6 protein-coding genes are annotated in these 12,807 nt (G+C 71.3%); 3 read left to right on the top strand and 3 right to left on the bottom strand.

The window, feature by feature from the left end:
- Positions 1-136: 136 nt before the first annotated feature.
- On the top strand, positions 137-1,519 hold the full coding sequence (gene murD / locus Pma05_RS12695) for a UDP-N-acetylmuramoyl-L-alanine--D-glutamate ligase (RefSeq protein ID WP_203857585.1): 1,383 nt from the start codon (positions 137-139) through the stop codon (positions 1,517-1,519).
- A 131-nt stretch (positions 1,520-1,650) separates the two neighbouring features.
- Here murD and Pma05_RS12690 read toward each other — a convergent pair whose 3' ends face one another.
- From Pma05_RS12690 to Pma05_RS12680, 3 genes are all read right to left on the bottom strand, one after another.
- Positions 1,651-3,660: a cell wall-binding repeat-containing protein gene (locus Pma05_RS12690; RefSeq protein ID WP_203857584.1), complete on the bottom strand. Its 2,010-nt coding sequence runs from the start codon at positions 3,658-3,660 to the stop codon at positions 1,651-1,653.
- Between the two features lie 284 nt (positions 3,661-3,944).
- Positions 3,945-4,958 carry a hypothetical protein gene (locus Pma05_RS12685; RefSeq protein ID WP_203857583.1) on the bottom strand — a complete coding sequence of 338 codons (1,014 nt, stop codon included), beginning with the start codon at positions 4,956-4,958 and terminating at the stop codon, positions 3,945-3,947.
- Positions 4,959-5,100: 142 nt separating this feature from the next.
- Positions 5,101-9,480 (bottom strand): ExeM/NucH family extracellular endonuclease, encoded by a 4,380-nt coding sequence (locus Pma05_RS12680; RefSeq protein ID WP_203857582.1) that lies wholly within the window; start codon positions 9,478-9,480, stop codon positions 5,101-5,103.
- Positions 9,481-9,963: 483 nt separating this feature from the next.
- Here Pma05_RS12680 and Pma05_RS12675 point away from each other — a divergent pair, with 483 nt between their 5' ends.
- Positions 9,964-11,850, top strand: coding sequence for a VanW family protein (locus tag Pma05_RS12675; RefSeq protein WP_203857586.1), 1,887 nt, complete (start codon positions 9,964-9,966; stop codon positions 11,848-11,850).
- A gap of 141 nt (positions 11,851-11,991) precedes the next feature.
- A complete protein-coding gene (locus Pma05_RS12670; RefSeq protein ID WP_203857581.1) occupies positions 11,992-12,795 on the top strand; it encodes a S1 family peptidase in 804 nt (267 codons plus the stop codon).
- The last annotated feature ends 12 nt before the right edge of the window (positions 12,796-12,807 follow it).

The raw sequence follows: 12,807 nt of genomic DNA, 5'->3' as shown, positions 1-12,807 counted from the left end.
ACCGGCTGGGCAGGCAAGCGCGAGCCCGGCTGGGCAGGCAGCCCGAGCCCGGCCCGCAGACCCGGGGTCGACGTCCCCACCCGGAGGACCGGACGCCGGGACTAGAGTTTGGGCGCGTACCGGAGGGAGTTGTCAGGTGCAGCTGGCGGATTTGCGCGGCCGTCGGGTCGCGGTCTGGGGCACCGGCCGGGAGGGCGTGGCGGCGATCAACGCGATCGCCCCGGTCGGGCCGGCCGAACTGGTCGCGGTGATGGACCGGGAGACGTACGCCGCCAAGCCCTGGACGGGTCGGCTCGCCGAGCTGGCGCCGCTGCACACCGGCCCCGCCGCGCTGGACGTGCTGCTCCGCTCGGACGTGGTGGTCCGGTCCCCGGTGATCGGCGAGACCCACCCCTGGGTGGTCAGCCTGCGCGAGCGCGGCGTCCCGATCACCAGCGGTACGGCGCTGTGGATGGCCGAACACGCGGCCAGCACCATCGGAGTCACCGGCAGCAAGGGCAAGAGCACCACCACCAACCTGATCAGCCACCTGCTCACCGCCGTCGACCGGCCCAACGTGATGGGCGGCAACATCGGCGTACCGGTGCTCGACCTGCCGCCCGCGCAACGGTACGTCCTGGAACTCTCGATGTACCAGTGCGCCGACCTGACCGACTCGCCCGAGGTCGCGGTACTCACCTCGCTCGCCCCGGAGCACCTGGACTGGGCCGGCGGAGAGGCGGAGTACTACCGGCACAAGCTGAACCTCGTCGACCACCGGCCCCGGTGGGTGGCGTTCAACGCGCACGACGACCGGCTCCGCACCGAACTCGCGACCCGGCCCGGACTGCCCCTGCTCCCGGCCGGCTCGGCCATCGCCGCCGCCACCGACGAGCCGACCGTCCAGGTGGCCGCCGACCCCGACGGCACCCGCTGGGTACGCCTGGGGGACCAGCAGCTCTTTCCGCGTGCCGCGCTGCCGCTGGTCGGGCGGCACAACGAATGGAACCTCTGCGTCGCGCTCACCGCACTGCGGGCGGTCGGCGTCGACTGTCTCGCCGAACGGGACCGGCTCGCCGCCGCGCTGGCTACGCTGCCGGTCCTGGAGCACCGGCTCACCCCGATCGAGGACCCGTCCGGGATCACCTTCGTAGACGACTCGCTCTCGACGATCCCGCAGTCGGCGATCCACGCCATCGAGGCGTACGCGAGCCGTCCGCTGACGGTGATCGTCGGCGGTGAGGACCGGGGCGTGGACTACGGGCCGCTGCGCGACTTCCTCGCCGAGCAGGAGATCGTGGCCACCCTGATCGGCATCCCCGACAGCGGGCCCCGGATCCTGGACGTCGTCGAGGAGTTGGAGACGATCACCACGCTGAGCGCCGGGGACCTGCCCGAGGCGGTCCGGCTGGGCCGGGAGCGTACCCCGGCCGGCGGGGTGGTGCTGCTCTCCCCGGCCGCGCCCAGTTACGGCCGGTTCGACAACTACGCGCACCGCTCCCGGGTGTTCCGGCAGGCGATCGAGGAGAGCGCCGGATAACCCGGGTCCCCGGCGGCGGAGACGAGGCCGGCAGCGGGGACAGGGACGGCGGCGGGAACAGGGACGGCGGCGTCCCGGGACGCGGAGAGGGCCGGTCACCAGACCGGCCCTCTCGTCATCGCATCACCGGATCAGTGCTGCGCGAGCCGCTCTTCCAGCCCGGCCGCAGCCGCCTTCAGTTCCTCGGCGGTACGGACCCGGCTCGGCTCCGCCGCCGTCGCCGCCTGGGCGCTCGTGCCCCGGGGGAGGCCGACGATCCCGACGTTGGTCGGGTTCTGCACCACGGTGTAGCCGCCCGGACCGCTGATCCAGGCGCCGATCGGCGCCTGCTGCCCCGTCGATACGACGCCGGTCCCACCGAAGATGAGCGCGGTGTCCAGGGATCCACTGTGCTCGTCGAGGAAGACCTCGGGCTCGATGGAGAGCCCGGACTGGTTGCCCCGGGTGAGCAGGAGCGGACCGTTGATCGTCGCCATCAGGGCACCGCCGGAGAGCGCGTCCGGCCAGTTCACCCCGGTCGCCACACCGGCGTAGTCCGTGCCGCCGAAGAACACCCAGGCGGCGAAGAGCGCCGTCTGGTAACGGTTGTCCCCGGCCACCGGGATCGGGTCGTACGGGCCGGTCGCCGTCGCGCCCTGCACGCCGATACCGAAGATCAGCGACGTCGACTGGACCCGGTCGAGGTAGGTCTTCGTCCCGGCCGGCAGAGTCTTGTTGTTGGTGAGGACGACCACCGCCGAGGAGCCGCTACCCGGGAGGTTGAACGAGCCGGCCGCCGCTCCGGCCGCGAGCGCGTCCGGGAAGTCCGCGCCGGTCGCCGCGAGCACGTAGTCCGGGTTCGGGTTCACCTCGTTGGCGATCGTGATCGAGGTGTCGTACCGGTTCTGGCCGGCGAGCCGCTTGACCTGGTAGCCCAGCGCCTTGACCCGGTTTTCCACGGTCGTCGAGATCGCGCCGGTGCTGCCGAGCAGGTAGACGGTCTTGCCGGTGGGCAGGATCCGCCGGATCTCGGCCTCGGCAGCCGCGGTCAGCGCGGTCGGCGGGGTCATCAGCAGCGGACCCTGCTTCGCGGCGGCCAGCGCCGCACCACCGAGCGCGTCGGCGAACAGGTCCGACCGGGAGAGCACGACCGCGTCGGCGAACTGACGCGGGTCGTTCTGGTCGGACGCGGTCGCCCAGTGCGCCTGGGAGACGGCGGTCGCCGTGCCGAACCGGTTCGACCCGGCGAGCCGGGCCACGGTGTCGCGCCGCTGCGGCTGGTATGACGGTGTGCCGGACAGGCCGGCCACCACGGTCGGGTTCGCCGCTCCGCTGCCGTTCGCCGGCGCGGTCGCCACGCCGGTGCCGTTGGTGAACGCGACGGTGTTGCCGTCGGGCGACCAGGTCGGGTGGTCGTGGGCGACCGCGTTCGAGGTGATCGCGATGACGTCGCTGCCGTCGATGTTGGCGGCATGGATCTGGCCGCCGCGGACGAACGCCACCCGCTTGCCGTTCGGCGAGATGGACGGGTTGGTCGCGTCGTCCAGGATCGTGTCGAAGCTGTCGCCGTCGAAGACGCCGACCTGCGACGTACCGGACGGCGTGTCGACCGTGCCGCCCTGGGACTGGTAGACGAAGAGCGCACCGGGGCCGGAGTCCGGGTTGAGGTAGTGCCGCCCGTCGGCCGGGGTGAGCTGGCGCGGGTAGAAACCGCCCGAGGCGACCTGCGCCTCGATCCGCCACGGCGAGCCCGGCTCCTTGGCCGACCAGAGCACACCGATGCCCTCGCTGCGGTAGACCGGGTCGCGGTAGCGGATGACGGGCCCGTTGTCCTCCGGCGGCGGAGAGAGCCACCAGTAGTTGCCGCCGTCGTTGTGGCGGATGGTCGCGATCTCGCCGTTCTCGGTGGCGAAGATCGCCCGGCTGCCGTCGGGCGCCCAGGCCGCGCCGGTCGCGGTGGTGACGGTCGGGTCGCCCGTGTTGAGCCGGAGCGTGGACCCGTTGTTGAACCTGATGGTGTTGGTGCCGTTGCTGGCGCTCAGCACGCTGCCGTTACCAGGGTGGCTGGCCTGCGCCGCCGTGGCACCGACAACGGCGGTGGTGGCGCTGAGCGCGACGGCCGAGGCAAGCGCCAGCGGCCGTGAAATAGAACGTGGAGGCAAGGGGACTCCTCGCAACAGAAACGCGTCGCACTACCCAGATAGGGAACGGTTGGCCCCCCGTGGGGCGACGCCGGAGTAACTTTAAGGGTTCCTTTATTGAGCGCGCTGCCCCGGTTCGGTTTTCCGGCCCAAGTTGGACCGTTAGGCCAGTCACACTCCGACGATCCGGCGGTTCGGCGCTTGTAAAGCCATGATGTAGCACGGTCCGGGCGAGTAATCCGATTTGCCGTCCACACCCGACCGTGCATTGCCGTGCCGGTCGGCGCGTACGTCCCGAGTGGCAATTACCCGAGTACGCCCAACAGATTGCGTATCGACCGGATGGTGGACCGGATCTCCTGGAGGTACCGGTCCGCGCCCAACGGCTCCGACGGCCCGTACTCCGGCAGCACATCCGGGGCCAGCCCCACCGTGTCCACCTGACATCCGTAGCCGAGACTCAGGGTACGGATCGCGTCGCAGTGCTGGAACGGCACGTAGATCTGCGAGGTCAGCACGAGTACCCGGTCCCCGCTCGCCGGCCCCAACTCCGCCGCCCAGAAGTGGTACGTGTCGGAGGTGTGCGCCCGCCGGGTCGCCGGCTCCGTCGACGGCGCCGCCAGTACCCGCACCACGGGCCGGGCGGCCGGCCGGTAGACGGCGACCGACCAGGAGTGGTGGTCGACCCCGCCCGCCGAGCGCCGCTGCTCGACGGCGGTCGGACAGCCGAACGCGGCCCGGATGCCCAACTCCATCGCGTCCACCTCGTAACCGCCGTCGAGGCAACCGCCGTCCAGCCGCGCGGAGTGCTGGTCGGCGGAGATGTGCAGCCGGTCGAGTTCGATCGGGCGGAGCGGGCGGAAGCTGCCCAGCGCGGCGATCTCACCGGCCTCGACGGTGCCGGTCTCGACCAGCCGGGCGGCGTAGGCGGTCCGCTGCAGGCAGGACCGGGCCAGCCCGCCCAGCACCAGCAGGTGGTCGTACCGCCGGCCGGGGACGGGGTGTGGACCGGCCAGCCCGAGCGCCTCGGCGGCCGACCGGACCAGGTCGGCGACGGCGGGATCGAGCAGCGTCTCGGCCATCTCGTCCCGCTCGACCGCACCGTGCCGGCTCCGGAAGTCCCAGTGCCGGGCCGAGAAGTCGTCCAGCCAGCCCAGCAGCTCGGCCGGGGCGAGCCGGTCGGGCAACTCGTCGCCGAACGCGGCCACCAGGTCCCGCAGCGGCCGGGACCGGGCCCAGCCGGTCACGCCGGCCACCAGGTCGTCCCGGGACGTCGCGCCGGCACCGGTCGGCAGCCGTACGGGCTGGTAGCCGTCCACCCTCGTCCTCCCCGCCCCGGGCCCGGCTCCCGCCCCGGGGCACGTCAGCACAGACGACTGCGGGCCCGGAACCGGTGACCGGCTCCGGACCCGCAGTCGCGATGCGTCAACTCAACTGTCGGTCAGTACAGAAAACCGTCGCTCACAGCCTGGCACACTGCCCGGACTTCGGGCCCCGGACCGTGTTGGTCCGGTCGTCGTTGCCCGGTGCCGGGGAGTTGCCCACGCAGCTCAGCGGTCCGCTGATGGTGTTGCCGGCGACCACTACCGGCTGGCTGCCGGAGTTGCCGACCAGCGAGACCGGGCCGGAGACGGTGACGGTGTCGACCCGTACCCCGCCACTGCTGAGCGTGACAGAGACCGGACCGCTCACCTTGCCCCGCTCGACCAGCACCGGACCCGTCGCGGCGACCACCGAGACCGGGCCGGAGACCGTGGTACCGCTCAGGGTGAGTTGCGCCGAGCCGGTGGCGGTCACCGGACCGGAGATGCTGCCCCCGGTCGCCAGCAGCGACGCGCCGGGCAGCACCGTCACCGGACCGGAGACGGTCGCGTTCTCCAGGCAGGTGAGCCCGGAGAAGACGGTCAGCGGCCGGTTGTACCGACCGGTGATCGTCGTGGTGCACTCCGGGCCGGGCTGGCCGATCGCCGAGCGCGGTGCCGGGTCTGCGGTGACCGGCGAGTTCTCGGCGAGGTAGTTGGTCAGCATGGTCAGGTCGTTGTCACCGGTGGTGACCCGGTCGACGTTGGTGGCCAGGGTGGTGAAGTTGTCCCCGCCGGCCGCGAGGAACGAGTTCACCGTCACCCGGTAGGTGCCGGTCGGGCTGATCGGCGTGCCGTTCAGGGACATCGACGTGATCCGGGAGCCCTGTGCGGCCTCCGGGTCGTAGGTGTAGCCGAAGCCCTTCGAGACACCCAGCCAGAGCACCGGCCGGGACGCGCCCGCCGGCTGCCACTGCTCCTCCAGTACCTGCTTGATCTGGGCCCCGGTGTACGTCTTCGTCACCACGTCGTTGGCGAACGGCTGTACCGAGAACGCCTCCGAGTAGCTGACCACCCCGTCCGGGGCGTACAGCAGGTCGGCCCGGAGACCGCCCGGGTTCATGAACGCGATCTGCGCCCCGCCCCGGCCGGCCGCACTGGTCCCGGCGAGCTGCACGTCGGCGACGAAGTTGCCGAGTACCGACTCCTTGCCCCGGTCCTCGTTGCCGGCCGCGTTGTACGCCCGCTTGATGTCCGCGGTGATCGAGCCGAGCGGACGCTGACCCAGCTCCTGGGCCCGGGCCTTGGCCGCCGCCACGATCTCGGCGACCGCCGGCTGCTGCGGCGCGCCGACCACGTCGACGAGCTGCGCGTCGGCCGCGGTGACCGTACCGGTGGCCGGGTCGAAGGTCAGCTCGACCTTGCCCAGCCGCTTGCCGTAGTCCTCGGCCTGCACGACCGGCCGCAGCTTGTCGGTGCCGGGGATCGGCACCTCGAAGGCGTACGGCTGGTGGGTGTGCCCGCTGAAGATGGCGTCGATGGTGGCGTCCGCCCGGGTGAACTTCCCGAAGACCGGGTCGTTCGCCAGCGCCTCGGCCGAGTTGATGTTCTCGGTCGCCGCGCCCTCGTGGGTGAGCAGTACCACCACGTCGGCCTCGCCGTTGGCCGGGTTGCCGTCCTTGAGCTGTGCGGCCACGGCGTTCGCCTCGGCCACCGGCTCCCGGAAGGTGATCCCGGCGATGCCGTCCGGGCTGACCAGCGAGCCGGTCTGCTCGGTCACCACTCCGACGAAGCCGACCCGCACCCCGCCGACGGTGCTGACCGAGTACGCCGGCAGCGCCCGCTCGTTGCCCCGGTAGACGTTCGCACCGAGCAGCGGGAAGTCGGCCCGGTCGGTCACCCGGCCGGTCAGGTCCGCGATGCCCTTGTCGAACTCGTGGTTGCCGACCGCCGAGGCGGCCAGGCCCATCGCGTTCAGCGCGTCGATCGTCGGGTTGTCCTCGTCGATCGCCGAGATGAAGGTGGAGGCGCCGATGTTGTCGCCACCGGAGACGAACGCGGTGTTCGGGTTCTCCGCGCGGAGCTGGTCGACCAGGCCGGCGACCTGGGCGGCTCCGCCGACCGGGCGGCCGTCCGGCGCGTTGCCGGGCGACTCCAGCCGACCGTGGAAGTCGTTGACGCTGAGGAACTGGAGGTCGACCGGGCCGGTCGCCCCGGTCTGGAGGCCGACCACGATCGGGTTGTGGTCGCTGGCCCGGTACGGGTCCGCGGCGAAGAACGCCGGGTGCCCGTCGTACTGGAAGGCGTACGACTCGTGTGCGTTGATCTGCCAGACGTCGACCCCGGTGACCCGCTCCTTCAGCGACGCCGAGGCGACCGCGTGGTCCAGCGAGCCGGACTCGCCGCCGAAGACGTAACTGGCCTTGCCGGTGTCGTTCAGGTCGACGTACCCCGCGTCGTAGAGGACCTTCATCGGGTCCTCCTGGGTGTACGCGTTGAAGTCGCCGAGCATCAGCACCTGGTCGCTGCCGCTGTCGGCCTTGAGCTGGTCGACGAAGGCGGTCAGCGCGCGGGCCTGGCGGACCCGGTCGCCGTTGAACGCGCCCTGGCCGTCCCCGCTGTCGGCGTTGTCGCCGGTCGCCGAGTCGGAGCTGCTCTTCGACTTCAGGTGGTTGGCCACCACGGTGAAGGTGGTCGCGCCGGCCGTGAAGGTCTGCGCGATCGGCTCCCGGGCGTTGAACCACACGGTCTCGTCGTTGACCGACCGGGACGCACCCTTGGGCTGCGCCTTGGCCGGCTTGAAGATGATCGCGGTGGTGATGAAGTCCTGCTGGGTCGCGGCCGGCAGCTCCGCCGGGGTACGCACGTAGTCCCAGGTGCCCGCCCCGGCCGCCGTGTTCAGCGCGGCGACGAGCCGCTTCAGCGCCTGCTGCGGGTCGGCGGCGTTGAACCGGACCGAGTTCTCGATCTCCTGGAGCGCGACCACGTCGGCACCGAGCGCGTTGATCGCCGAGACGATCTTCGCCTCCTGCTTGGCGAGCGCCGCCTCGTTCGCGGCACCCCGGGCGTCGCCGCCGAAGTGCACGAAGTAGTTCAGCACGTTGAACGCGCCGACCTTCAGGTCACCGCCGACGTTGCCGGGTGCCGGCGTACGCGGGTTGGTCACCTTGAACGTGGTCCGGCCGGCAGGCGGGGTGTCCGCACTGACCGGGGTGGTCGGCTGGAGCCGCCACTCGTTGAACCCGTACGACAGCACGGTCGGGCCGAACGCCTCGACCGAGTCGCCGACCCGCAGCGGGCTGCCCGGCGCCAGGTACGGCGGCAGCAGGCCCGCGTCGGCCAGGTTGGTGGTCCGGCCGTCGTCGATCAGCAGTCGGGCCAGCTTGTTCGCCGCCCCTGCCGCGCGGGCGGCGTCGGTGCCGGGCCGGGCGGTGTCGGTCGGGATCACCGCGGCACGGTCACCGGCGGCGAGCACCACCTCGCCGTACCGGTTGGTGTTGTAGACCTCGGAGACGGTGAACTGGCCGACCGGGGCGACCAGCATGGACTCGACCGACTCCCGGGCCGGCGCGTCCAGCGGCAGCGAGAGCGCGACCGGCGACGGCAGCGGGACCCCCTGCTCGCAGACCTGCACGTCCGCCTTGGCGGCGATGCTGACCTGGGTAAGCCCGTTGAACTCGCTCGCGGTGCCGCTGACCCGGACCCGGTCGCCGACGGCGACGCTGGGGTGGTTGGCGGCGTTGCTGGTCAGGTAGACGAAGATGCCGTCCGAGGCGGTACCGGCGGCCGGCGCCCGCCCGCCGCTGCCGGCGGTCTGGAGGTAGACGCCGTTGTAGCCGCCGGTGCGGTGGTCGCCGGTGACGACACCCTCGACGGTGACCCGGGTACCGGCCAGCGGTGTCGCGTCGCCGGTGCCCTGGACCTGGGCGATGGTGTGGCTGGCCGGGGTGTCGCAGCCGACCGGGTCCGGATCCGGGTCCGGGTCGCCGCCGCTGTTGCGGGTGCCGAAGCTGTTCGCTGCCGGGCCCCGCCAGGTCCCGTCGATCCGCTGGAGCGACTGGCCGATCGGGGTGCTGCTGCCCTCGGCCACGCCGATGTCGACGGCGGCCAGCCCGTCGGCCGGCCCGCCGACCCCGGTCATCCCGCCCTCGTAGCTGAGGAACTCGGCGACCGCGCCGTCGGGCGCGACCAACGCGACCGCGTCCGGCGAGCCGTTCTGGATGCCGTCCGTCGGGTACGTCGCGACGACCACTCCGGCCGCCGGCACCGTCCCGCTAAGCGTCCGAGTGTTGTACGGAGCGCCGTTGTTGCCGTTGTAGAGGACGATCTGCCAACCGGTCAGGTCCGTACCGGCCGGAGCCTCGACCTCGATCGCCTCGCCGGTGTCGGTACCGACGTTGTCGTAATGGATTTCACTGAGAAAGGGCGTCGCCACGGGTTCGGCGGCGAATGCCGCTACTCCGTTGGTCACACCGAGCGCACCACTGGTGAGCAGTACACCCAGCGCCTTGAGCGAGCGTCCGCGTCTGTTCCGGCGCATCAAGTTGCCTCCGATAGGGGGTAGACGGTCGGAGCATATGCGGGCTCGGTGGCGGAACGAGATCTGCCAGGTGTACGAAACACACTGGATGTTCGGCCGTACCGCGCCGAAGATCGGACTATTCGCTGTTTTCGCCTCGACATCGTCGCCGCTTCCCCGGCATCGTCCACTCGGGTTCGGTCAATCGCGAGGTCCCGGCGCCGCGCCGGTAGTCCGAGGTCAGGCCACTGCCGGCCGACCCGTCGCCCGTTCTGGCCGAGTTTTGGCTACCGTAGTCGGTTCAAGGTCCTCCCGGGCGGCTGTCGTGCACGCCCGCCGCATCGCGCTGAGGTGTCCGTGAGTCAGTACGGCGACAACAAGGTGAACATCTTTCAACCTCCCCCTGCGGTCCCACCGACAGCGGGGTCGGACGCGGGGCGGGAGCACCGCGCGGTCCAGGTTGAGAGAGGTTCGGTGCCCGCCGACGAGCAGCCGACCGTGCAGATGGCCGCCGTCACGGTGCCCGCCGGGGAACGCCCGACCATCCAGATCACCGCCGTCACCCTGCCTGCCGGGCAGCAGAACGGCGGCGGCCCGGCCGGCGGTGTCGGGGGTACCCCGGAGACCGTCACCGCCACCTCGGCCGGTTGGGAGACGCCGATCGCGGGTTCCGGTCCCGCCGCTCCGGCGGACGCCCTCGACCAGCCGGCACCCCGGCGCCGCCTACGTCGGCTACTTCTCGCCGGTGGCGCGGCCGTCGCCGTGCTGGTCGCCAGCGGTGGCGCCACGGCCGGCTACGCGTACGCCGGTGAGGTGCCCCGGGGCACCAGCGTGCTCGGTGTCGACCTGGGCGGCAAGAACCGGGCCGAGGCGGCCCAGGCGCTCCGCGCCGACCTGGACTCCCGGGCCAGCACCTTCACCACCCCGGTCCCGGTACGCGTCGGCGACCAGACCGGCGAGGTCTCGCCGGCCGCGGTCGGCCTGGCGGTGGACGTCGAGGCGACCGTAGCGGCGGCGGCCGAGCACCGTCCCGGCCCGTTGAGCCTGCTCTTCGGCTCCCGGGAAACCGAGCCGGTGGTCAGCGTCGACGCGGAGAAGCTCGACGCCGAGCTGCGGAAGATCGCCGGCCGGACCGGGCACCAGATGACGTTGCCGGCAATCACGTTCAGCGGTACGACGCCCCGGCCGGTCTATCCGAAGCCGAGCAAGGGGCTGCGGGCCGACGAGTCGGCGAAGGCGTTGCGGGAGGGCTGGCTGCGTGGGCAGCCGGTGCAGATGCCGCTGGTCGAGACGCACCCGGCGACCACCACCGAGGAGGTCGACAAGCTGGTCACCGAGCTGGCCAAGCCGGCGGTCGCCGGCCCGGTCACCGTGACCACCGACCGGGGCAACCTCACCATCGCGCCGGCCGTGATCGCGAAGAGCCTGGTGCTGACCGCCGACAAGACCGGCAAGATCGCGCCCCGGGTGGACGAGAAGAAGCTCCGCGCCGCACTCTCCAGCCAGCTCGGCAAGGTCGAGGTGAAGGCGAAGGACGCCACCATGTCGATCCAGGGCAACAAGCCGAAGCTCGTGGCAGGCGCCGGTGGCTCGCAGGTGGACACCGCCGCGCTGGCCCGTGACCTGCTGGCGGTACTGCCGAAGACCGACGGCCGTACGGTCCAGGCCCAGCTCAAGCCGGTCGAGCCGAAGGTCAGCACCGAGGACCTGAGCAAGATGGGGATCAAGGAGCGGGTCTCCACCTTCACCACCAACTTCACCGGCGGTCTCGGCTCGCCCCGCAGCCAGAACATCGTGACGATCGCCCGGGACGTGGACGGCACGGTGGTGAAGCCCGGCGAGACCTTCTCGCTCAACGGGCACACCGGGGAGCGGGGCTACGCCCAGGGCTACCGCGACGCACCGGTCATCCTCGACGGCAAGCTGGTGCCGGGGGTCGGCGGCGGTACCTCACAGTTCACCACCACGCTCTTCAACGCGACGTACTACGCCGGGCTGGAGGACGTGGAGCACAAGCCGCACTCCTACTGGTTCAGCCGCTATCCACCGGTCATCGAGTCGACGATCTTCTGGCCGGACCTCGACTTCAAGTTCAAGAACGACACCCCGCACGGCGTACTGATCGACACCTCGCACACCTCCAGCTCGATCACGGTGTCGATCTGGAGCACCAAGGTCTACGACAGGGTGACCACGGAGTGGAGCGCGCGCCGCAACATCACCAAGCCAAAGGTGATCAAGCTCCAGCCGGGCCCGTCCTGCATCCCCACCAACGGGATCGACGGGTTCACCCAGGACGCGTTCCGGCTCTTCCACAAGGGCGGGAAGGTCGTCAAGCGGGAGAAGTTCACCTGGAAGTACCTCGCGGAGCCCCGGTACAGCTGCGGCTGACCGACCTCCTCTCCCGGTGGTATGACACAACCGGGATGACATCGGCGCATTGCGATATAGCGATGGGGGTCCATACGCTGCCGGCATCGTGATCTCAGGCGCGCCCACAAGGCGTGCCATCGATGTTCGGAGAGGACCCCCATGGCTCGTTGGCGCATTCTCACCCGCCTGGCCGCCGTCGCGTTCGCCGCGGCAACGGCCGGTGGCGTCGCCCTGGCCGCCCCGGCCAGCGCCGCACCGGAGAACACCGACGTCACACCCTTCGTCGTCGGCGGCACCCGCGCCGCGCAGGGCGAGTTCCCGTTCATGGTACGACTCTCGATGGGCTGCGGCGGCTCCCTCTACAGCCCCCGACTGGTACTCACCGCCGCACACTGCGTCGGGAGTACGGGAAGCAACTCCAGCATCACCGCCACGCTGGGCGTGGTGGACCTCCAGTCGTCGAGCCGGATCCAGGTCCGCTCCAACTACGTCCTCCGGGCGCCCGGCTACAACGGCAACGGTGACGACTGGGCGCTGATCCGGCTGGCCAGCCCGGTCACCGGGCTCAGCACCCTGCCGATCGCCACCTCGACCGCGTACGACAACGGCACGTTCACCGTCGCCGGCTGGGGTGCCACCCGGGAGGGTGGAGCGCAGCAGCGGTACCTGATGAAGGCCAGCGTGCCGTTCGTCAGCGACGCGGTCTGCAACGGCCCCTCGGCGTACGACGGCGACGTCATCGCGGCCGAGGAGATCTGCGCGGGTCCGCTCTCCGGCGGTACCGACACCTGCCAGGGTGACTCGGGCGGCCCGATGTTCCGGCAGGGCGGCAGCGGTCTGGTCCAGGTCGGCATCGTGAGCTGGGGCAACGGGTGTGCACGGCCGAACTTCCCTGGCGTCTACACCCAGGTCAGCTACTTCTCCTCGGCGATCGCCTCGGCGGCCGCCAGCCTGGGCGGCTGACCGGTCGGTTTG

The organism is Plantactinospora mayteni, from assembly GCF_016862935.1.
Taxonomy (GTDB): Bacteria; Actinomycetota; Actinomycetes; order Mycobacteriales; family Micromonosporaceae; genus Plantactinospora; species Plantactinospora mayteni.
Note: the sequence above shows the minus strand (reverse complement) of the source record. Positions and strands in the feature narration are given on the sequence as shown.

Bases quoted from the DNA above. Each gene is read 5' to 3' on its own strand.
- Pma05_RS12675 (WP_203857586.1), top strand. From the start codon at position 9,964: ATGGCCGCCGTCACGGTGCCCGCCGGGGAACGCCCGACCATCCAGATC.
- Pma05_RS12670 (WP_203857581.1), top strand. From the start codon at position 11,992: ATGGCTCGTTGGCGCATTCTCACCCGCCTGGCCGCCGTCGCGTTCGCC.
- Pma05_RS12680 (WP_203857582.1), bottom strand. From the start codon at position 9,480: ATGCGCCGGAACAGACGCGGACGCTCGCTCAAGGCGCTGGGTGTACTG.